15 protein-coding genes are annotated in these 21,917 nt (G+C 65.4%); 4 read left to right on the plus strand and 11 right to left on the minus strand.

Annotated features, from left to right (window positions below; all coding sequences use genetic code 11):
* Window positions 1–106: 106 nt before the first annotated feature.
* Window positions 107–2,020: a tetratricopeptide repeat protein gene (locus MJD61_05265; GenBank protein MCG8554686.1), complete on the minus strand. Its 1,914-nt coding sequence runs from the start codon at window positions 2,018–2,020 to the stop codon at window positions 107–109.
* A 290-nt stretch (window positions 2,021–2,310) separates the two neighbouring features.
* On the opposite strand from MJD61_05265, the gene MJD61_05270 reads away from it, so the two are divergent.
* Window positions 2,311–3,027: an FAD-dependent oxidoreductase gene (locus tag MJD61_05270; GenBank protein ID MCG8554687.1), complete on the plus strand. Its 717-nt coding sequence runs from the start codon at window positions 2,311–2,313 to the stop codon at window positions 3,025–3,027.
* Between the two features lie 32 nt (window positions 3,028–3,059).
* On the opposite strand, the gene MJD61_05275 is transcribed toward MJD61_05270, so the two are convergent.
* The 8 genes from MJD61_05275 to MJD61_05310 all read right to left on the minus strand — a co-directional run bounded on the left by MJD61_05275 (window position 3,060) and on the right by MJD61_05310 (window position 15,961).
* Window positions 3,060–4,460, minus strand: a complete 1,401-nt coding sequence (locus tag MJD61_05275) for an ATP-binding protein (protein MCG8554688.1) — start codon at window positions 4,458–4,460, stop codon at window positions 3,060–3,062.
* Window positions 4,461–4,700: 240 nt separating this feature from the next.
* The gene (locus MJD61_05280; protein MCG8554689.1) at window positions 4,701–6,080 is read right to left on the minus strand and encodes a response regulator; all 1,380 of its coding nucleotides are present in this window, start codon (window positions 6,078–6,080) and stop codon (window positions 4,701–4,703) included.
* On the minus strand, window positions 6,077–6,949 hold the full coding sequence (locus tag MJD61_05285; protein MCG8554690.1) for a protein-glutamate O-methyltransferase CheR: 873 nt from the start codon (window positions 6,947–6,949) through the stop codon (window positions 6,077–6,079). Before MJD61_05285 ends, MJD61_05280 begins: the two co-directional genes overlap by 4 nt.
* On the minus strand, window positions 6,946–10,599 hold the full coding sequence (locus MJD61_05290; protein MCG8554691.1) for a response regulator: 3,654 nt from the start codon (window positions 10,597–10,599) through the stop codon (window positions 6,946–6,948). The genes MJD61_05285 and MJD61_05290 overlap by 4 nt, the downstream gene beginning before the upstream one ends.
* 252 nt (window positions 10,600–10,851) lie before the next feature.
* The gene (locus MJD61_05295) at window positions 10,852–13,014 is read right to left on the minus strand and encodes a PQQ-like beta-propeller repeat protein (protein ID MCG8554692.1); all 2,163 of its coding nucleotides are present in this window, start codon (window positions 13,012–13,014) and stop codon (window positions 10,852–10,854) included.
* 178 nt (window positions 13,015–13,192) lie between these two features.
* Entirely contained in the window at window positions 13,193–14,074 is an 882-nt protein-coding gene (locus MJD61_05300; protein MCG8554693.1) for a HEAT repeat domain-containing protein, read from the minus strand.
* Window positions 14,067–14,882, minus strand: a complete 816-nt coding sequence (locus MJD61_05305) for a hypothetical protein (protein MCG8554694.1) — start codon at window positions 14,880–14,882, stop codon at window positions 14,067–14,069. Before MJD61_05305 ends, MJD61_05300 begins: the two co-directional genes overlap by 8 nt.
* A 68-nt stretch (window positions 14,883–14,950) precedes the next feature.
* Window positions 14,951–15,961, minus strand: coding sequence for a tetratricopeptide repeat protein (locus tag MJD61_05310; protein MCG8554695.1), 1,011 nt, complete (start codon window positions 15,959–15,961; stop codon window positions 14,951–14,953).
* 339 nt (window positions 15,962–16,300) lie between these two features.
* On the opposite strand from MJD61_05310, the gene MJD61_05315 reads away from it, so the two are divergent.
* On the plus strand, window positions 16,301–16,828 hold the full coding sequence (locus MJD61_05315) for a hypothetical protein (protein MCG8554696.1): 528 nt from the start codon (window positions 16,301–16,303) through the stop codon (window positions 16,826–16,828).
* On the opposite strand, the gene MJD61_05320 is transcribed toward MJD61_05315, so the two are convergent.
* Entirely contained in the window at window positions 16,825–17,538 is a 714-nt protein-coding gene (locus MJD61_05320; protein ID MCG8554697.1) for a hypothetical protein, read from the minus strand. The genes MJD61_05315 and MJD61_05320 overlap by 4 nt on opposite strands.
* A gap of 16 nt (window positions 17,539–17,554) precedes the next feature.
* Window positions 17,555–18,955, minus strand: coding sequence for an asparagine--tRNA ligase (gene asnS / locus MJD61_05325; GenBank protein MCG8554698.1), 1,401 nt, complete (start codon window positions 18,953–18,955; stop codon window positions 17,555–17,557).
* 197 nt (window positions 18,956–19,152) lie between these two features.
* On the opposite strand from asnS, the gene MJD61_05330 reads away from it, so the two are divergent.
* Both MJD61_05330 and MJD61_05335 read left to right on the plus strand, forming a co-directional pair.
* A complete protein-coding gene (locus tag MJD61_05330; protein ID MCG8554699.1) occupies window positions 19,153–20,583 on the plus strand; it encodes an OmpA family protein in 1,431 nt (476 codons plus the stop codon).
* Window positions 20,580–21,917, plus strand: a complete 1,338-nt coding sequence (locus MJD61_05335; protein MCG8554700.1) for a hypothetical protein — start codon at window positions 20,580–20,582, stop codon at window positions 21,915–21,917. The genes MJD61_05330 and MJD61_05335 overlap by 4 nt, the downstream gene beginning before the upstream one ends.

The raw sequence follows: 21,917 nt of genomic DNA on the forward strand, positions 1-21,917 counted from the left end.
CAGCTCGGCCTGCAGGACTGAGCCGCAACGAGTTCCGGTGCCACCAACGCTCGGCCGGTTGACCGGACGCGGGAATCATGTTCTCGGCTTCGTTTGGCTAACGCTTCTAACGGTAGGGAGGGTTCAGGCGCGTGAAGTGCTGGCCCCGGAGCTGCACGAGGTAGCTGGCGCGGGAGGGTTCGCGGTTGTCGTCGAACCCCGGGCTGGGTCCCGCTGCCGCACGGGCCCTTAGTGTGGTCAGGTGCTGGCGTAGCGCGAACCGCGTGCCGGCTCCGTCCTTCACGGCGCTGCGGATGAACTGGAACGCGTCGTACGCAAAGGCAGCAAAGGCGTTCGCCGGAACACCGAACTGCGTCCGAAAGCGAGCCGCGAAAGCCTGCGCCGCAGCGGCGCCCGTGCGCGGATCGAACAGCGTCGAGAACACGCTGCCCTGGAGGTAGCGGGAGGTCGTGCGCGCGAGCTCGTGATCGAAGCCGACACTCGGGGCCAGCAGCTGGACCGAGCGAGCTCCCTTCGGCGCGGCGTTTCCCGGCGCGGTGGGCCACAGTCCTGCAGCCGCGAGTGCGGGAGCTATGAGGGCCAGTCGGTGGGCTGTGTCCGGCAAGAACAGCGCGTCAAAGCGCTGGCCGCGCAGCTCGCCTACCAGCGTTCCAAACGAAGTTGCCTCGGGTGGATAGTCGATTCTTGCCACCAGCTCGCCGCCCGCGGATCGCACGCCTAAAGCGAACGCACTCGCCATGACCTCGCCGTAGCCACTGGCCGGGTACATTACCGCGAATCGGGTGTAGCCCCGAGCGCGCGCAAAGCGCAGCAATTGCTCGACCTCTCCCTGTGGCGTCGCAAACAGGCGAAAAATCATGGGCCCCGTCTGCGTCAACCGAGGGGCCTGGCTGAGCGTGATCATCGGCACGCCGAGCTCGTGTGCTCGCTTGGCCGCCGCTTCGGCTGCTCTCGCGTCGATGGGGCCGATGATGGCTGCGACGCGATGCATCCGAGCCAGCTCGTCCACGGCGGCCGTCGCGCGCGCCGGATCCCCCCCGTCATCTCGAAAAACCACCACCGGAGCGTTTGCAGGCAAGGGACCCCTCGGTGGCAAGCCAGCCGCGAGCATGATGCCGTGCAGGGCAAGCTGTCCGAGCTCCCTGGCCCGGCCGCTCAGGGTCAGGATGACTCCGACGCTGCGCATGTCCACGTCCGTTGCGCGCTCGGCACGCGCCGCAACGGCCTGCAGTTCATCGTCGAGCTCGAAACCTCGATGCTCGAGCTCGGCCAGAACGGCGCGCACACGCGTGAGATCACCCATGGCATCGGCGTCTCTGAGGGCTCGCCGGGCTACCTGACCCCACACTTCGCCCCGGTGCTCCAGCTCGCGGTAAGCCCGCTGGATCTGGTCGCCGCCGGCTTCGTGGTGCACCAGCTTTGCGACGCGTGCGCGCACGCGCTCTCGATCTTGCTCGGCGAGCGGAGCATCTTCGGCCCTGTGCAGTACAGTCAGCGCGTCCATGTGGCGTTCCAGCTTCACCAATGCGTCCGGAAGCGACCACAGCAGCTTGGCGGTCTCTACCGGGTCGATGGTGCGCCCCACGAACGGCGACAGGAAGCGCACGGCGCTTTCGTACTCCTGCGCCGCATGCAGCGTCAGCCCCAGGTTGAAGCGGGCGTGCTCCGCCAAGGCCACGTCCGTGTGATCTGCCACCTGCTCGAACAGTGTCAGGGCCGCATCGAGGTCTCCGGCATCAAGACGGATCCTGCCAAGCTCGAGCCGTGCTATGGCAGCCAGGGGATCATCGGAGCGCATGGCAAGAAAGGCTTCGTAGCGAGTCGCTGCCTGTTCGATGTCGCCCTGTTCGGCGAAGGTCCGAGCTTCACGCAGCTCGGCTTCCGCCTGCGGGTTGTCGCTCGTAAGCAGAGGTGACTGCCCCACGAAGCGGGGTGGCGTACGACGGCTGCAGCCCGGCGAGGTCAGTGCGGCCCCGAAAAGCATGGCGAGAGCGAAACGGCCAGCAACGCGTAGCGACACCGGTGAGTGCCCTGGCCAGCGGAGCACCCCATGCCGAGACAGTTTCCCGCCACCCGTGCGGAGCGGCGCTCGCCCTGACATCCTGTTGGGCATCTCAGCGCGGAGTGTAGTGACAGCGTGGGACGCGTCCATACTTCTTCGGATCGGCGAGGGCCGGCCGCAGCTGGCAAAGGCACGACGACGAGCAATACTGCTGGTACAGAGCTTCCCTTGCGCCCGATTTAAAAGTACATCATCCCTGAAAGCCCATCATCTGGGGCCTGAACGCTTGCATGGTGTGGGAGCGTCTGGTGGTTGAGCGGCGACAGGTCGAGCTGGTTAGGGCGCGCAAGCTATCGCCTGATGTGCGTCAGCTCGGCTTGAGCTGCGTCGACGACCGGCCTTTCGCTTTCTTGGCGGGCCAGTGGGTCAATCTGGAAGTACCGGTCGACGGCCAGACCCTGACCCGGGCCTATTCGCTGTGCTCCGCTCCGGACCTCGAGCGCCCGGCGCAGATCGAGATCGCCGTGACCCGCGTGCGAGGTGGGCCTGCTTCCTGTGTCCTGCACGAGCTGCCTCTGGGCAAGCGGCTCGAGATCCACGGTCCCCACGGCTTCTTCACCCGGGAGCCCGCGCCCGAGGGAAGCGCGCTGTTTATCGGCACAGGCACGGGGCTGGCTCCCTTGCGCGCGATGTTGCAACAGGAACTCGCTCGGGACGGCGTAGACGACTTGGCTTTGCTGTTTGGCTGCCGGAGTGAACAGGATGTGCTGTGGGAGAATCAACTGCGCCAGTGGGCCGAGAAGCACTCGCGGTTCTGCTACGAGGTCACACTCTCACAGGCAGGGTCCAACTGGAAGGGGCGCGCAGGCTACGTTCAGCATCACCTGGCCGACGTGCTCGCCCCGCTGGGAAGACCCCACGTGTACGTCTGCGGCCTGTCGAGAATGGTCACCGAGGTGCGGCGGATCCTCAAGAACCAACTCGGCTACGAGCGGCGCTGGATTCACACCGAGCGCTACGATTGACCAGCTCGTACTACGGGCCCTTGGGCTGCTGGTTATGACAGACTCGGTGCCGTGCCCCCGGCTCCGGCTGCTCGGGGGCTCAAGGGTTTGCCCGCGAGGGGGAGCTGGATCGTGAACGTGGTGCCCCGGTTGGCGTCGCACTTGAAGGCCAGGCGCCCGCGGTGACGCTGCACTATGATCCAGTACGTCACCGCCAGCCCCTGGCCAATGCCTTGACCCACTTCCTTGGTGGTGAAGAAGGGCTCGAAGACCCGCTCTCGAATGTTCTCTGGAATTCCTGGACCGTCGTCCCGGATGCGTACGTGCACCCACGCTTCGCAGGACTCCGTCTCGACGAGAATCCGGCCCTTGCCAGCGGACCCACGAGGCCTCCGCTCGGAGAGGGCCTGCGCCGAGTTGGTCAGCAGATTCAGCAACGCCTGCACGAGCTGAGCAGGCTCGGCAGACGCAGGCGGCAGCGGTTCGCAGAGGCTCAGCTGTACGTCGGCCACGTCCTGCCAGTGGCAGCGGCTCAACTCGATGCTGGTCTTGACCAGCGCATTGACATCTGCCGGGCAGCGTTCCTGATTTCCGGGGCGAGCGAGCTCTCGCACCGTTGCCACCGTGGCGCTCGCCTGCCGCACGCCCCATTGGGCTTGCTCGAGCGCCATGGGTATCTCTGCTCGCAGGTACTCGAGCTCGTCGCCTTCGGCCACGCAGGTGCTCGAGTTGCCGAGGGCCAGGCTGAGCGTGCGAAAGGCATCGCCAAGGAACTCCAGGTTGCTGGATATGTACTGCATGGGCGTGTTGAGCTCATGGGCGATTCCCGCGGCCAATTGGCCGATCGCCCGTAGCTTTTGCGCCTGCAGCAGCTCGAGCTGGCAGGCCTGGCGCTTGGCGACCTCTGCCTTGAGGGCGCCGTAGGTCGCTTGCAGCTCCTGGTATCGCTCGCGGAGGCCTTGCTCCAGGGTGTCGATTCTCCGGGCAGCCTGGAGCCGAAGCGCCCACTTATCCGATAGTGTGCGCGCCAAGTAGCGGACTTCGACGGGCTCGAAGGGCTTCTTGAGGATCAGCAGTTGGCTCGACTGCGAGACGGCAGCCTGCAGGGCGGTCTCGATCTCCGGGGCAAAGGAACTGCAAAGCACTACTTCGAGCGCGGGGTCGTGCCGCCACAGCTCGGGGATGATCTCGATCCCCGTAGGGCCCCCGGGGAAGTCGTAATCGACGAAGGCCACCCTGAAGGGTCTGCCCTTGTGGACCGCTTGCTTCACCTCGTCTAGACCACCCTGCGCGTCGTAGGCGGAAACCAGCTCGAAGCTGGCTTGGTGCGGTCCCGCTTGGATCTCGGTCGTTCCCAGCACCCTGCGGAAGACCGTGTGCAGCATCTCGTCGTCGTCCACTATGAGGACGCGGGGGGGGGCGTCGCCATGCTGACCGGGGGCTGGTGTGGGCACGATTCTCCCTCTGGCCCCCGGAACGGGTTGGTGGCGTTGAGCCGGTGTGCAGTTGTCGCCCCGCGGGGTTACAACGGCCAGGCTGGGCGGATCTGAAGCGGGCGATTTGGGCGCCTGCTCTTTTGGCCCGCAGCGCGAACGAGCCGCCGAACCAGCTGTCGCTGGCTCCCGCTCGACGCTCGAGTACGTGCTCGCTCGCGAGGCGACAGAGCCGGAGTGCAAGCTGTCCTTTCAAGCCGCTCACAATGCCTCAGGTGGCTGGCCATCGAGGATGGCTGTGGGCTGGACGTCGCGCAGCGGCAGCCGGACCACGAACGTGGTCCCTTCGCCCTTCCGTGTCTCGAACTCCAGGGAGCCGTTGTGCCTGTCCACGACCACGCTGCGGCAGATGGCGAGTCCTTGTCCGGTGCCGCGGCCTACCTCCTTGGTGGTGAAGAAAGGATCGAATATGCGTTCCTGCACTTCCCGTGGAATGCCTGCACCCGTGTCTTGAACTCGAATCTCGACGCTGTCCTGCAGGCTGGAAGTGGTCACGCAGATCGTTCCCCGGGCGCTCGAGCCATCGCCGACCACATCGGCCACCGCGTGTGCCGCATTGACGATCAGATTCAGGACCACTTGGTTGATCTCGCTCAGAACGCAGGGGACCATGGGCAGGCACGGATCGAGCTCGGTCTCCATCTCGGCCACGAATTTCCACTCGTTGCGGCTGACCGCGATCGTGGCCTCTATCGCCTCGTTTAGATCGCTCGGGACCTTTTCCTCTTGGCCGACATGAGAGAAGCTCTTCATCGTTCTTACTATTTTGGCGATGTGCTCGACGCCCTCCTTGGCCTGCTCTGCGGCTCGCGGTAGCTCGGAGCGCAGGTATTTGAGCTGAATACTGTCCTCGGCTCGCTGAAGTGCCTGGCGTGCCTCAGCCAGGCCGTCGACCGTGTCGGCCTGCTTCTTCAGGCATTCCGTTGCTGTGAAGACCTCTTCGAGGTCTTGAAGGGACTCCAATATGAATGCGAGATTGTCGCCGACGTACTGCGCGGGCGTATTGACCTCATGGGCGACACCGGCAGCAAGCTGGCCGATGCTCTCCAGTTTTTGGGCGAGCCGCAGCTCGGTTTCGATCCGCTCGCGCCGGTCCATCTCGAGCTTCAACTTCTCGACCGTCTGCGCTAGATGCACGCGACCGCGATGGAGCTCGGCAAAAACAGCAACCTTGGAGACCAGTATCTCCAGGTCGAGGGGCTTGAACAGGTAGTCCACGGCGCCGGCCTCGTAGCCACGGAACAAGTACCTCTTTTCCTTGCTTATGGCCGTTAGGAAGATAATGGGCAGATAGCGTGTCTCTTCATTTTCGCGAAGGAACTGCGCAAGCTCGAAACCGTCCATGCCCGGCATCTGCACATCGAGCAGCACCACGGCAAATTCGTGGCGCAGCGTCGCGCGCAAAGCCGCTTCTCCTGAGTCCGCTGTTACCACTTCGACGGGCAGCCTCTTCAGGGTGGTCTGGATCGTGAATAGGTTCTCGGACCGATCGTCGACCGCCAGGACTTTGACAGGGGATTCGTGTCGATCTCGGCCCAACACGTTGGAGGCGGAAGCCCGCGGCAAGGCAGAGCCTTTCATCGTGCGGACTCGCCGATGGCAGGGTAGTCGTGCTGCGGGGAGTCAGCGTTGTTCTTGCGAAAGATCCGCAGGGAGGAATCGACGGTTGTGAACCCGCGTTGGCTCAAGGGAGCGCCCAGCATCTCCCTGCTTCCAAGGCAGAGAAAGCCGCCGGGCGCAAGGCTCGATGCGAAGAGGTCGAGCGTCTGTAATTGAAGCTTGGCATCAAAGTAGATGAGGACGTTGCGACACAGGATCAGGTCGGCCGTCAGGAAGCTCCGATCGCGTACGAGGTTATGGTGGGAGAACTTGATCGACCGACGAAGAAAGCTGGAGATCCGAGCGCGGCCGTACTGGGCATGGACATAGCTCGAAAACGGGGCCAAACCGCCGGAACGGTAGTAGTTGGTGGCGTACCCGCGGAGATGGTGCAGCGGAAGAATGCCGTCTTCGGCCGTGGCAAGGGAGATGGAATTGTAGTCGGTGGCGTAGAGACGGCAGCGGTCCAGGCAACCTGCTTCGTGCAGCAAGATCGCCATGGAGAAGGCCTCCTGGCCGGTTGCGCAACCGGCGTGCCAGACTTTCACCACCGGAAGCTCTCGAAGAAAGGGAACCACGGCCTCGCGCAGGGCTCGGTAGAACGGCGGGTTGCGGAACATGGCGGTCACGTTGATCGACATGTCATGCAGGAACGCGGCAAAGAGCTCCTCGTCTCGCAGCATCCTGGCCAGAAGCTCCGAGACCGTGTCCACGCCCGACTCCGCCATGCGGTGCGCCACGCGCCGTTTCAGGGAGCTACGGGCATAGCGGCGGAAATCGTAGCCATAGCGTTCGGCTATCCCGTGCAGCAAGAGGTCCAGCTCGAGGTCCTGTAGCTTCGCGTGTCTCACGACGCCTTGAAGAGCCAAATACGCAGCAGCGACAGCAGCCTGTCGATATCGACGGGTTTCGTCATGTAGTCGTTGGCGCCGGCGTCGAGGCACTTGGCTCGATCTTCGAGCATGGCCTTGGCCGTGAGCGCGATGATGGGAAGCTCGGCAAAACGTTCTTGAGCGCGGATGCGGCGCATGGCTTCGAAGCCATCCATCACGGGCATCATGATGTCCATCAGTACCAGTTCGATGTCGTTTTCGTGCGCGAGCTTCTCGAGCGCCATCCGGCCGTTGTCGGCCATGAGTACGTGCAGGCCGTGCTGGCGCAGGACGCGAGAAAGCGCGAAGGTATTGCGCATGTCGTCGTCGACCAGCAGCAGCTGCCGTCCCTGGAGCATTTCGTCAGGGTCATGCAGCATGCGTATGATCTGCTGCTGCTCGGAAGTCAGCGAGGCATCGACAGAGTGCAAGAAGAGCGTGGTTTGCTCGAGCACGCGCTCCTTCGTGGGAGCCTGCTTGACAACTGCGCGGACCCGGCGTCGCAGCCGGCGTGCCAGCGCTGGGGGCAAGGGGGAGCTCGAATGGACGATCACCGGGGGCAGAGGATCGAGGTGGCCTCGAGCGTGCTCGTCCAGCAGTGCCCTTGCTGTCTGTCGTGGATCCGAGGTGTTCACCACGATGCAGTGGCAGCGTCGAGCGGCGCACATGCCGAGGGCCTGTCCTGCCGTAGAGGCCAGCTGCACTTCGGTTTGCCGGTTTTCGAGCAGCGGAACCAGAGACCGGCCGCCATGGTCCTGGGACTCGATCACGAGCACGTGGCGGGCATCTTCGGAGAGGTACTCCTCGATACTGCCGAGGGCGGCTCGTATGGCGTCGGCGCTGGCCGGCTTGCGCAGGAAGCCCACCGCGCCATGGCTACGTGCCAGATCGCCTGCGTCCCTGCCCGACAGGACGTGTACCGGAATATGGCGGGGCCTGGGGTCGTACTTGAGCTGGTCGAGCACTCGGGCACCTGGGATATCCGGCAGGCCCAGGTCAAGCAGAATCACGGTGGGTCTCATACCCAACGCAAGCTGCAGGGCGCTCGCGCCGTCGGGGGCCGCCACGCACCTGTATCCCCGGCTGCGGGTGAGCTCGACCAGCGCCTGCGCGAAGCTTGGGTCGTCCTCGACTACGAGAGCGACCTTGTCGCCTCGGGCGATCCGGTTCCGGTCGTCCTTGACAAAGCCGGCCCCGCAGGTGCTGAGCGCGCTCACGGGCGCGGGAGTAGCCCTGGCAGCTGCCTCCCCGCGAGCAGAGGGTCGCTTCGAGTTTCCCTTGTGCCTCGCGCTCTCCTTGGCCGGCGCGGCAACGGAAGAGGCCGGCGAGGATCCGTTGCGCCTCGAGGCAGCAGTACTTGCGCCTGTGCTCGAAGGCGCGCCCCGAGCCGACGCGGAAACGCTCATGGCGTGGCCGACCGGCATCGACTTCCGCCCTGGCGGCAATGAGCCCCCGGCGGGAAGATAGAGCGTAAAGGTGCTTCCCTTGCCCAGCTCGCTTTGAAGCTGCATCTCGCCACCCAGCAGGAGAGCGAGCTGGCGTGAGATCGATAGACCCAGGCCGGTGCCTCCGTACTGGCGGCTGGTGCTTCCGTCGGCCTGACAAAAGGCATCGAAAATGGATTCCTGGCGATCCCTGGGGATCCCCGGGCCCGTGTCTCGGACAGAGAAGCCAACGGCCCCGACCGATCTCAGCTTGGGGTTGCGCAAGACCGTGTCCTTCGCCGGTGCGTGCACCGTCAGCGTGACCGATCCTTGCTCGGTGAACTTGAGCGCATTCGAGAGCAGGTTCTTGAGCACCTGCCGGACGCGGTGGATGTCTGTGGAGATGAACCCGGGCAGATCGTCGGCATGTTCGATCAAGAACTTCAGGCCTTTGACCTGCGCGTGGGCCTCGAACTGGTCCTTGAGTCCATGGAGAATGCCGGCGATCTCGGTTGGCTGAACGTCGACTTCCAGCATGCCGGCTTCCACCTTGGACAGGTCGAGGATGTCGTTGATGAGCGAAAGCAGATCCTCCCCACCGTGATGGATGATCTCGGCCGCCTTGACTTGCTCCTCGCTGAGGTTGCCATGCTCGTTGTCTGCCCGCGATCTGGACAGGATCAGCAGACTGTTCAGGGGGGTGCGCAGCTCGTGCGACATGTTGGCCAAGAACTCGGACTTGTATGTGTTGGCTAGCTCGAGCTCGCGAGCCTTTTGCTCCGTGACCGTCTTGGCGGCTTCAAGCTCGGCGTTTTGCTTGGCCATGGCAGCACGCTGCCTCTCCAGGGAGTCGGTCTTTTCCTCGAGCTCCTGGTTCGCTGCCTGCAACTCCTCGCTCTGCACCTTCAAGCTGTCCTCGGACTCCTTCAGTGCCTTGGTCTGCTCTTCGAGGGTCTCGTTCGCGGCTTCGAGGTTGTGCTGCTGTCCCTGGAGCTCGCCGGCCTGCCGTTGCGTCTCGTCGAGCAATTCCTGCATCTGTTGGCGCGCCTGCGCAGAGCCGAGCGCGATGGCGACGCTTTCGGAGACCGAGCTCAAGAGCTCGAGCTGCGCCTCGCTGAAGGGCTCGAAGGCAGCCAACTCCAGAACGCCTTTCACGGCCTCGTTGTGCAGCAAGGGTGTGACCACGAGATGCCGAGGAGGGCTCTGCCCCAAACCGGAGCGCACCACGACGTAGTCATCCGGTACCTCGCTCACCACGATGCGCTCCTTTTCGAGAGCCGCCTGTCCTACAAGACCCTCTCCGGGCTGGTAGCGGTTGCTCAAGTGCTTACGTTGCGTGTAGGCATGGCTGCCAGCGAGCTGCAAAGATCCGTCTTGCTTGGCGACGTAGAGGGCACCGACCGGGGCATTCAGGTACTTGGCCAGGTAGCTCACGACCCGGCGGGCCAGTGCCGCGATGTCTTGCTCTCCGCGCATGGCTTCCTGCAGCTCGGCGGCTCCCGTCTTGGTCCAGCGCTCGAGCGCGTTCTCCTGCGAGTACTTGCGCAGGCCCTCGATCATCTGGTTGATGTCGGCGGCAAGCCTGCCGATCTCATCGCGGGTGGAGACCGCGACATCGCAGTCGAGGTCGCCGTCCGTGACCCGTTTGACGCCGCGAGAGATCTCCGTGATGGGTCGCACCACGTAGCGGGTGAGCACAAACGTGACCAGCAGCGCCACAAGACCGATCGCGAGTACTTCGACCCACAGCATGTGCATCTGCCGCTTCGACTCGATGAAGACGCGATCGAGGCTCATGGCGAGCAGCACATGACCGATCGGGTGCATGCCGGAGGCGATAGCCTGACGGACGACAACATGCCGCTCGAGCAGCTCGGTGGCCTGCCCCTTCATGGGGAGCCGATCCAGCTCCGGAGGCGGGTTACCCGACTCGGCCAGCACCTTGCCGCTCGCATTGCTGACCGCTACGTAGCGGCAGTCGCGCAGTTCCATGGCTTGCTCGATCGCGGCCCTGATCAGCTCGGCGTCTTGGAACTCGACGGCCGCATCCAGATTCTCGGCGACGAAACCAGCCGTGACCTTGGCAAGCGTGAACAGACTCTCGCGCAGCTCCTTGGTCTGGGGGTGCAGGGAGCGGTAGGCAAACACACTGATGACTACCAGCAGCGAGAGGAAAGCTCCTGTGATCTTGAGTCGGATGGACATGGCGCTTTAGGAGCCCACTGCGCTGATGCGACTCGCATCTGACGAACCAGCTCGGCGATCTCGAGAATCTCTGGCTTAACTACTCTTGACGACGGCCGGGCCGCGCTACTTTAGCCCGCGTCGGTCATCAACCTGATGCCGGATGCGAGGGCGACGATGCAGCAATGGCAGGTCCCATTTCGAGGAAGAGGACGCGGCGGACGGCGCCGGACCGGCCGTGGGGGGCGATAGAGGTCAGGCGGCTGGAGGAGACTAGAACCGCACGTTGTAGGTCACGTGTTCCCGTTTCATGCTGCGGGTGACAGGGAAGGTCTGCGCGCGCACGAGGGGCTCGATACAGCTTCGCAGCGATTCGGGCACCACGGACACCGACATCAGCAGGCCGTCTTCGACTACCAGAACCAATCTCGCGAAGTACTGCGGGGGATCGACTGTACGCAGACAGGCACGCATCTGGCGCTTGACGGGACCGAGAGTCTGCTCCACGACATCCGGCGTCAGCCGGTCGGGGACGTCGGACGATCGCGAGGACTGCGGCGAGAGCGACTGCGGCGAGAGCGACTGCGTCTGGTCTGGATCGCCGCGGGCAATTTCGCCTTCGCGTTCCCTCTGCTGCTTTGCCTGCCGCCCGGCATCGAGCAAGTCGAGGGCCAGCCGGATGCGCTCGTCGACACCAGGGGTTGTCAGGGCGTCGTTCGCGATCTTCTCGAGCAAAGGACGAGCCTGCTCACCTTGGATCGTGGCCAGGGCTTTGGCGGCGGCACCCACGGCCTGCACGAGATGCTCGTCGGCGGAATCGGCATGGTACGCGCGCAGAAACCGCGTCAAGGATGGCACCGCGCCGGGCCCCCCAAGCGCCGCCAGCGAGGTCACGATGGTGGCCAGCGCGTCGGCGGGTGTGGCCGGATCGTTGAGATGCTCGATCAGCATCGGGGCTGCTGCGCCTAGGTTCATCGTCTTGGCCGCCAGGGCGAGCGACTTCACTGGCGGGGGCCGGGTCTTGGTCAGGTAGTTGGCGTAGCGACCCAAAGCGGCGAGCACGTGATCTTTGCCGTTTTTTCGGGCTGCTAGCGCGCTACAGGCTGCGCCACGGACCCCTTTGGCAAGCAGCCGGTCGTCGCAAAGCCCTATCAATCGCTTGGTCACCAGCGGGCCGGGCATCTTTGCGAGTCCTTTGGCGACCAGCAGCTGCACTGGAACGAGCCGAGCATCGTGGTCACCGATGACCTCGACGATCGCGTCGAGGCCGTCGCCCGGCGCATGGTTCGCAACCCGCGCCGAAGGTGGCTGCGATACGTACAATTGGGTAACGAGACTGGGTACGCCCGCTTGTGCCGTCCACAGCTGCTCTCCGCCGGCCGCGTCGAGCAAGGTCAGCGTACCCTGCTGATCCGCGATCAGAAGACCCGTCCGCACTGCGCGGGCCCCCACCACGTCACGCGGCAGCAGTCTCGCCCACTGCACGGCATAACTGCTGGCGTCCAAGGCCAGGGCTACGCGATAGAAGGTCAGGTAGAGCCGGTCGCCTTCGGGGTGGACTCGCATTTCGCGTACAGTGGGTCTGAGACTCAGCCGGATCCGGTGCGTGGCGCTCTTGAGCGCCCGCGACTCCAGGTCTGCGTAGACGGGCGGCAACAGTCCTGGACTGCCAGGCAGGGTCACGCGCCGCACTGGGGTGTAGCGCCCTGCCTTCGAGGCAAGCCCGGAGGCGAGCGCGGCGCTGACGCGAAACAGGTTCGACTGGCCTGCGTAGATGTGTTGGCCATCGCGGAACACGTGCCCAACCACATCGTCGGTGACCCGGAGCCGCGCGAACTCCGTGCCCGTGATGGAGTGCAGGGCGCTGATGAACTGCGTGCTCCATGGAACGAGCACGACGTCGCCGACGAGCGCCGGAGCGCCTGCCGGTGCATCCAGCTGCCTTCGCCACGCCACGTTGCCTGCACGCACGGCAACCACCGTGGAATGGGCGCGCGAAGTGCCACCGCTGCTCAACGTGAAGACAAGCGAATCGCCCTCACCGTCGGCACCGATCAGCGTGCGCCGTTGATCGGGCAGCGCGAACACTGTGCGGCCGGAAGCAAGATCACGGCCCACGATCCCGTCTGCTTCCTGAGTCAGCACCGTGCTGCCGGCGAGCAGCGGCCGGTACCTGGGGCTGCACGGCTGCTGCCAGCGCAGCCGTTGCGTCGCAAGGTCGTACACGAACAGGCGCTGCGGCGCCGGAGTCACGCCAACCGCACTGGACTGCGGGGACTGCGCCGGAGCCACGGCGAGCCTCTGAAACAGGGCCTGGATCGCTTCCGGCTCGTTGTCGGGGTAGTGAACGGAGAAGGCATTGCGGGCTGGATCACCGCAAGCCGGAGCGAGCACGACCAGAGCCAGCAGCAGCGCATGAGGAGAGCGAGGTGACATGGTTAGGCGGAGCCTTGGAGCTAAGGGCCCACGGAAGAATAACTCGTCTGTATCGCCGAGGGCCGGGCGCCGTTGGCAAGGCGCAACGACGAGGAATATTGGGGATATTTCGAGGAGGCGCAACATGGCCGGCGGTGGTCGGAACCGGTGAGATGGATGAGTTATTCTTCCGCGGGCCCTAAGGTGCGATCTGCTGCGCCGCACGCAAGGCAGCCTTGCGCAGCGAGCCCTTGCGCGACCCAGGCGACGCGGCAAAGGTCTCGAGGTAGCTTCTTGCTTGAGGCGTTCGCAGCTCCTGCAGTGCCGAGATGATCTCCAGTTTCTTTGCTTGCGGCATGTCCTGCCGCTCTAGCAGTTTCATCACTGCCGGCCCCACCAGGTTCAGCGGCGCCTTGCCCAGGTAGCCGAGCAACCGTCGCACCTCGCCTGGTCCGAGGAGCTTGCCCAGGGCGGTCTCCGAGCCGACGACCCCGCGATCGAAGGCCAGAAAAAGCGCTTCGATGGAGTCTCGGGCACCCAGCTCCGCCAAGGTTTGCGCGGCTGCGGCACGCACCGCGCCGTCGGGATCGGTCAAAGCACGGGCGACCTTCTCGGCCGCCCCTCTGGGCCGGCAGGTACCGATCGCGACCAGAGCCTTCTCCCGGATTTCCGGACGCCGGTGACGGGTGAGCTCGAACAGCACGGGTCCAGCCTGGGGCCGACCCAAGACCATGAGCGTGTCGACTGCAATTGCGAGCAGGCTCGCGGGCAAGCCGTCGCGGATGCGAGCGCTTAGCGGCGCGACCGCCGCCCTCGATCCCATGACACCCAAGGTCTCGATGCCGGCCTGGACCGTCTCGGGGTCCGAGGCGTGCAGCATGGCAGCCGCTTCATCGAAGCTCACCGGCGCCATCTTGGCGGCCGGCTGTGCGCTAGCGGAGCGTGACTGCCACATGGCAGCCAGCGCAAGCGTGCACGCCAGTACCGTTGCGGCGCTGCGCAGCCAGCGCTCTACCTCGTGCCCCCAAGGCGTCGGGTCACGCACCTTATGCGTCGCGTGCTCGTCCATGCCTCTAGCCACCCTGGGCACTCCAGGTGAAATCGCACCCGGACCCCATGCAGTCGCGCGTGGTACAGCCAAGCCTGCCCCTGCAGTCGAAGTCCTCTACTCCGCAGCCGCAGTCGCAGCGATCGTCCGCCCAAGCGATGGGCGGGCAGCTCCAACCCGCGGGTGGCTTCGCATCCACGCAATCGACGTCCAGCAGGCCTGAAGAGACACAGGTATCGCAGGCATCCTGTTGGCATCCCGCCTCGGCGCAACCACCTTGCCCGCAGTCGGGATCGATGCTGCTGCAGCCGCAGTTGCATGCGGGCGTCGTGCTCGGCATCCGGGTCGCCTCTGCGTAGAGCTGGTCGTCGCAATCCCACCACGTGCTGGCGGTGCCGCACACGACCTGGCGGCCTTGCTGGTTGGTGCAAGCGGAGCAGCCATCGGTGTCCTGGCAACCCGCCTGCGCGCAGCCCGCGCCGGCGCAGTCGGGGTCGGGGCTTCCGCAGCCACAGTCGCAGAAACCGTCCCCGTAGCGGATCAAGGGGCAGGCCCACGGCACGTTGTTCATGCCGCAAAGCACTTGCGTGGGGCCATCGATGAAGCAGCTTTCGCACGCGCTCGCATGGCAGCCCGGCGCCTGGCAGCCCTCGCCGGCGCAGTCCGGATCGGGGGCTCCGCAGCCGCAGTCGCAGTTGACCGGCGTGCTCTGGCCGCTTGCATGGCGTTCGTCGTAGAAGTGCTCCCTGCAGGTCCAGGCGTCAGGCACCCTGGAAGTGCGAAACTCGTCGAAGTCGTCAAGCCAGATGCAGGACGCTGCCGGAACAACGCCCAGCGTCACGAACACGAGAGCACCTACCAGGCGTGTGCGCGTTGCCTCCGAGCGTCCAAGGGTCGGTGGCGGCCGTGTCAAAAGGTCACCCTCAGGCTCGCGCCCACGAGCCCACCCGAGGCTGGCACCAAAGCCATCCGCTTGTGTTTGCCGGCGTGTTCCTGGCTGGGTCGATCCAGCACCAGCAGCGCGGCTCCCGCAACACCCGCCGCCAGACCCGAGAACATGGTCACCGTGGAGACGAGCGCCAGGGACTTGCCCCTGTCGATATCGCTTTGAAAACGCTCCGGGCACACTCCCGCCGGGCAGCTCTCTTCCAGCGTACCGTGCTTGCCGTGGGCAACGAGCCCGGTGACGAGCGATGCCGCCAGCAATGCGCCGCCTCCTATCGCGAGCGCTAGACCGGGAACCGACAGGCCGGCGCGGGCCGGGGGTCCGCTCGGGTCGCCTGGCGGAAAGAGCGTTCCCTCGGCGGGCGCAGCGGGCGGGGGCGCCGTGGCCGTCCGAGCGGGGTGCGCCAGGGTTGGCGGTCGGGTAGCCGGCTGCGGCGCGGTTGCGGGCTGCGGCTGGGCGGCGGGCTGCGGCTGGGCGGCGGGCTGCGGCGCGGTTGCGGCAGGCCGCCAGGCTGCGCTCGAACCAGGGGGCGCCGCAGGCACCGGGACCGGCGGCGCATTCCTCGGGCCGGCAATCGGGGCTGGAGCTGGCGGGGCTGCGCCGGGCGCGGGTTGCTCGGGGCGAAGCTTCGCCTTGAGCGCCTTGAGCCGCGACACACGCTGTTCGAGGCTGCGGCGTTGGTCAGAGCTCGGCTCCACCGCCAAGAAGCGTTGGATCGCGTTGATGGCATCGTCGAAGCGCAGCGCTCTCTCGTAGGCCATGGATAGGTTGATCAGGAGCAGGGCGCGTTTGGACAGCGCGTAGGCTTGGGCGAACTCGTTCGCGGCCTGCTCGTAGTGAGCCTGTTCGTAGTACGAGCGGCCGGCTTCGAAGTGCAGCCGTGCGCGCTCGTCGTCGGTCTTTTGCGCGACGACCGGCGCAGCGACCCATAGACTGCCCAGCGTGAGCAACGCGGCTCCCCAAGGCTTTGTCATCGTTGGGTTCTCCTGACACCAGTCTAACGAGGCTGGGGACATTTACTAGACTGAAAGCACGCGTCGCGTATTCTCAGGACCCAACGCGCGTCCAGTCAACCGACTCTTGTCGCATTTCCTAGAGCGCCGACCGGTTTGAAATACGTGGTGGAGTCCAAGCATTTCGTTTCGGACCCGAGCGCCCCCGTACCCCGCAGCCCTGGAACGAGGCGTGGCAGCGCTACGCCGCAGTGGGGAGCGAGGAGGTAAGCCGGGGATGGGACGAGAGGTAAGCCGGGGATGGGAAGAAAGGCGTAGGATTGTATAGGATTCAAACCGGCTGGCGCTCCAGGGAACGGCATGCTGGCAGGTAGATGGGCGCTTGTCCTGGGTGTCGGGCTCGCCGGGTGTTTTGCTTCGTCCGGCAGGGCCAGCGAGCCAAAGCGCCACTCCCACCAGGGTCGGGCGCAAGGGTTTGCCGCCGTCGTTGACGAGAATCCTCTCGAGCTGGCGCGGCGGGTCGACGTGCTGGGAGACCGCGCCGTGCTGAACGCCCTGGCCCTCGATGCAAATGCTCCCGAGCGTCTGGCAGCGATACGCGCCGCGGCCTGGATGCGTGCGCCCGAGTGGGCGCTCGAGCCCCTGGTGGTCATGCTGCGCGGGCGGGATGCCGAGGTGGCCACTGCTGCGGCGCGGGCGCTGCAGCGGATCGCGTCACGCATCGACGCTGACACACTCGCCATGCGCGAAGTGATGCCGAGCGATCTCGCGCCGGTGCGTGCTCAACTGGCCATGGCCCTCGGTGACGCTTTGCTTGCTCCCGACCTCGCGCTCGTGGCCGCCTTGATCGACCAGCATCTGAAGCACCTGGGGGTCCCCTCGGGCTAGCCCGGTCGCCACCAGGGCAGTCCGGGCTCGTCGAGGGCACCCGAGGGCTTGGGCGGGGCGAGAGCCTGATTGACGAGCGCGTCGGCGTAACCGAGCCACCCGCGCGGCAGCTGACCCGAGGCGGCGAGTCCGCATGAAGTCATCAACTGGACGATGTGGCGTCCGTGCTTGGTCGCATGCCAGGCTTCGTACGTAGCGGACGTTTCGTCGTTGCCACGGCCGTACACCCGGAAGTGGTCTGCGCGCGTGCTCGGATTGGTCTGCACCTCGAAACGCAGCTCAGCACAGCCTCGCAGCAGCGGGATCCTGCAGCCTCCCCACATCAGCTGCTGAAACGCCCTGTAGGCCGGCTCGGATAGTTGCTCGAGCACGCCGCCCATGGCCCGGAAGAAGGCATCCAGGGGGTGGCGGTAGGCCAGCCCAGCCAGGGCCGGGATGACCGCGGGATCCACTGCGTTCATCGTGAGCCGGTAGGCCCGAAATACTCGGGTTTGCAGGACTTTGTTCGCTGGATCTTCCGACGCTGGGTCCATTGCGTGCTCGCGAGCGAGCGCTTCGGATAGAGCTCGGGTCCGCCACGTCACATGGTCCCGAATCACACTCAGGAAGTGGTTGGCCACCACGCCCGTGGGGTCCGTCGAGGCGACCAGGTCCGACCCGAGGTCCGGTACGGCGCCATCGACTGCATCCGGATTCGTAGGTCTCGTCATGGCACCCAAGAGCTCGCTAGAAAGCCGCCGAACCGGGCGTGCGTGGAAACGGAATCACATCCCGGATGTTGTCCATGCCGCTAAGGTAGAGCAGAGCCCGCTCCAGCCCCAACCCGAAACCCGCGTGGGGCACGGTACCGTAACGACGCAGGTCACGGTACCAGGCGTAATCCTCTGCATCCAGGCCGAGCTCCGCCATGCGGGTGTCCAGCTCCTCGAGGCGCTCCTCGCGCTGGCTTCCGCCGATGATCTCTCCGATTCCAGGCACCAATACGTCCATGGCGGCCAGGGTCTTGCCGTCATCGTTGACGCGCATGTAGAACGGCTTGATTTCGCGGGGGTAGTTCATGACTACCAGCGGCCGCTTGACCACCTGTTCGGTGAGGTAGCGTTCGTGCTCCGACTGCAGGTTGACGCCCCAAGCGACCGGAAAGGTGAACTGGCGCGGTGCCCTCTCTAACAGGTGGATGGCTTCCGTATAGTCCATGCGGACGAAGGGCTGCTCTACGACTTGCTCGAGCCTGTCGATGCTGTGCTTATCGAAGTGCTTCGCGAAGAACCGCATGTCTTCGTCGCATCGATCGAGTGCCTCGCGAAAGACATACTTGAGGAAGGCCTCCGCCCAGTCCGCGTTCTGATGCAGATCGCAGAAGGCGATCTCGGGCTCGATCATCCAGAATTCCGCCAGGTGTCTGGAAGTGTTGGAGTTTTCCGCGCGGAAGGTCGGCCCGAAGCTATAGACGCGCCCCATCCCTTGGCAGTAAGCCTCCAAGCCGAGCTGACCGGACACGGTCAGAAACGCCTTGCGATGGAAGAAATCGTGCCTGAAGTCCACCTTGCCCTGCGAGTCCCGGGCGGCTGTGTCCGGGTCTAGGGTCGTCACCGTAAAGGCCTCGCCCGCGCCTTCGCAGTCACTGGTCGTGATGATAGGCGTGTTGACCCACACAAAGTGGTTTTTGCAGAAGAAGCGGTGAACCGCTTGGGTCAGCTCGTGGCGCAGCCGCGCGATCGCAGCAAAGGTGTTGGTGCGCGGCCGCAGGTGAGCGATCTGGCGCAGGTACTCCATGGAGTGGCGTTTTGGGGCGACGGGGTAGGTGTCGGGATGGTCCACCCAACCCACCACTTCCACGCGATGGGCGAGCACCTCGGTCTGCTGGCCCTTGCCCTGCGATAGCTGGTGCGTGCCCACGATGCGCACTGCGCAGCCGCTGCTCAGACATGCGACGCTGGAATCGAAATTGGGTAGCTCGCGGGAAACGACTACCTGGTAGGCGTCAACCCAGCTTCCATCGAAAACGTGCACGAAGGCCACGCCCGCCTTGGACTCTCGCTTGGTGCGGACCCATCCCTGGATACAGACGACCTCACCAACGGCGATCTTGCCGCGGGCGAGGTCCGCGAGTCGCACCTGCTGCATGCTCCGAGCCTACATCGCTGCGTCGGCACGCGGCAAGCGTACGAAATCGATCCGATCCGCCGTGTAGCGTCGTGTGAGCAACCGCTCACGGGGGTAGCCGTTCGCTGGGGCGTTCGGTCCGGCCACGGTGTTCCGCCGGCCCGTCGGGCCTTTCGCGGGGCCTTCATCAATGGGGCCGGCGGTCGTTCTTCGGTCGCGTGGGCTACAGGCGATCAGGTGCATGGTCGTGCGTCGTTGTGCTCGTGGCCATTCCGGCGCTCGTCCGGGCTCAGCCGTTTGTCGCCGTCGAGGCAAACGGGCTCGTGCCGATCGTGAACGCTGCATCGAGCCCTCAGCCCCAGCTTGATCTGTTTGGCCTTGGGGGTTCCCTGTCCGGCACGCTCCTGATCGCGCCGGTGCGCTCGCTGCTGATCGGCGCCAGGCTGCGGGGCGGGTTGCTGCTCGATGGCGAGGCACCGCTCGATCGCGGTCGCAGCGATCCAGGGATCGGGTCCTTTGCTACGCTCAGCGGGTTGGTCCGCCTGCATCCGCTCGCAGGTGCGGGTACTGGTGAGCGGTCGCGAGGCCCCTTCGTCGAGCTCGGCGCCGGGGGGGCGTTGACCGGCGACCTGGTGCGCACGCAGCTCGAGCTGGGCATGGGCTACGGTTTGACGCTCGGCAGGCTGAGGCTGGCGCCAACGGTTCGCTACGTTCAGATCGTGCAGCCAGGCAGCAATTTCGACACTCGAGACGGGCGCTTGCTTGTGTTGGGGGTGGAGCTGCTCGCCCTTGATGTGCGTCGCGACCTGTTGCAGCCGACGTCGGCTTCAAGTGTGGACCTCGACGGGGACGGGATCGTCGATTCCGAAGATCTGTGTCCGCTCGAGCCCGAGGACCTGGATAGGTTTCAGGACGAGGATGGCTGTCCCGATCCCGACAACGACAACGACGGCATTGCGGACATCAAATCCCGCTGCCCCTTGGAGCCAGAGGACCTGGACGGTTTTCAGGACGACGATGGCTGCCTCGACCCCGACAACGACGCCGATGGGATAGCCGACGCGCAGGACGCATGCCCGAACCGCGCGGAGGTGATCAACGGCATCGACGATCAGGACGGCTGCCCGGATCAGGGCGTGATTCAAATGATCGATGACCGCATCGTCTTGGACGAGTGCGTCCTGTTCGACTTCTCGCGTGCCAGAGTCAAGCGCGTTGCGCGTCCCATCGTCGAAGCGATCGCCGGTCTCGTTCGGCAACACGCGGAATGGAGGCGCATGCGTATCGAGGGTCATACCGACATACGCGGCAGCGACGAGTTCAACATGTGGCTCAGCACTCGCCGGGCTCACAACGTGCGCAAGGCGCTCATCGAGCATGGCATCGACGGCGAGCTTCTCGAAGCCGTGGGGTTCGGCAGAAGCCAGCTTACGGATACCGGAAGGTACCCGGACGCGCACCAGCGCAACCGTCGCGTAGAGTTCGTCGTGGTGACCCGGCACCCGTCGGTGCACCCGTCGGTGCAACCATCGATGCAGCCATCGATGCCCCCGACGGCCGAGCTGGCAGCGCAGGCCCGGACTGGCGAACGAACCGAGGCTCGTGAGGCCCAAGCGCTGTCCGATCGGTCAAAGCCGAGGTTGCCGTGACCCTGGTTCGCTTCGGGGCCGCGCGCTTGTTCGCGTACTGCATCGCTCTGGCCACGATTGGCGCGGCGTGCTCGAGTCCCATCGTCGGAGGTAGCTGCCGCGAGGATTTTGCCGAATGCGGCACCCATTGTGTCGACCTGAGCGCCGACGCGCACAACTGCGGCCGCTGTGGCCTCCGTTGCATCGACTCCCACATCTGCTCGCTGGGCAGGTGCGTGCCAGGCACGCAGGCTGCCGGCAGCGGTGGCATGGGTGGCGGCGCGGGCAGCGGCTGGGCGGGCGTGACAGGTGCTGCCGGGAGCGCAGGCGTTGGCGGCAGCGCGGGCGCAGCGGGCATGGCCGGCGCCGCGGGCGCAGCCGGGAGCACGGGCGTGGCCGGCTTGGCCGGTATGGACGCGGGCCTCGCCGGCAGGCCGGATGCCACGCCTCCAGGCTGCCCGATCGGCTTGATGGCATGCGACGGCGTGTGCGTCGACGTGACGGTCGATGCCAGCCACTGCGGCTCTTGCGGTTTGCAATGCAGTGAAGGCGGATTCTGCGTTGGCGGCCGCTGTCATGCTGCCTGCGAGGTTCCTCTGGTTCAGTGCGCCGGCAGCTGCGTCGATCTCCAATCCCACGGAAGCCACTGCGGCAGCTGCGGCAACGTGTGCGCCAGCGGGATCTGTGAGCTCGCCAGCTGTCAGGACAAGCAAGCCGGCCATCTGGTCGTGATCGGACACGACTTCAAGCAGGCAAACGATACGATGCGCCGCATGGCAGGCAACGCGGTTTTCCTGGCCCGAGGAGCGCGGGTGCGCGCGTTGCTGTTCGAGGGCACAGCGCACGAGGACTCGATCACCGGCATCGGTCAGGCGATCGATTTCGTTGCTAGCCGCGACGGGCGCGCCTGGACACGGACCAAGGCCAGCGATGCCACCATAACCCGGCTGCTTGCTGACAGCGACGTGTTTGTCGTCTATCCCCAGGCCGGTATCGGCGTGGAGCGCATGTCCAACAACCGTGAGCTCGCGCGCCTTCAGCAACTGTGGGCCAATGCGCTTGCGGGCTTTCTCGGTCGAGGCGGCGTGGTGGTGTTGTTCGAGGGGCCGGCCATGCACGATGGAACTTATCAAGTCCTCGGCCCGACGCTGTTCGCAGCTGGCGCACGACAAGCGCTGACCTCGGGAGTCGTACGCGTCGATGCGCTCGGGGATGCCGTGGCGCTGGGGGCCAGCCAGTGGTACGCCGGTCGCGAGAACACGGTCCGTTTCGTCGACTTCAGCTCACCCGGGTCGGTCGTGGCGCAAGACCCGAACGGAGACGCCGTGGTCGTGCACCGGGTCCTGGTAGAATAG

The sequence above is a fragment of the Pseudomonadota bacterium genome (assembly GCA_022361155.1).
Taxonomy (GTDB): Bacteria; Myxococcota_A; Polyangia; order Polyangiales; family JAKSBK01; genus JAKSBK01.

What these genes read in the sequence shown, in the direction of transcription:
- MJD61_05295 (MCG8554692.1), bottom strand. Translation starts at nt 13,014, where the DNA reads ATGTCACCTCGCTCTCCTCATGCGCTGCTGCTGGCTCTGGTCGTGCTC.
- MJD61_05280 (MCG8554689.1), bottom strand. Translation starts at nt 6,080, where the DNA reads ATGAAAGGCTCTGCCTTGCCGCGGGCTTCCGCCTCCAACGTGTTGGGC.
- asnS (MCG8554698.1), bottom strand. Translation starts at nt 18,955, where the DNA reads ATGCAGCAGGTGCGACTCGCGGACCTCGCCCGCGGCAAGATCGCCGTT.
- MJD61_05290 (MCG8554691.1), bottom strand. Translation starts at nt 10,599, where the DNA reads ATGTCCATCCGACTCAAGATCACAGGAGCTTTCCTCTCGCTGCTGGTA.
- MJD61_05310 (MCG8554695.1), bottom strand. Translation starts at nt 15,961, where the DNA reads ATGACAAAGCCTTGGGGAGCCGCGTTGCTCACGCTGGGCAGTCTATGG.
- MJD61_05315 (MCG8554696.1), top strand. Translation starts at nt 16,301, where the DNA reads ATGCTGGCAGGTAGATGGGCGCTTGTCCTGGGTGTCGGGCTCGCCGGG.
- MJD61_05320 (MCG8554697.1), bottom strand. Translation starts at nt 17,538, where the DNA reads ATGACGAGACCTACGAATCCGGATGCAGTCGATGGCGCCGTACCGGAC.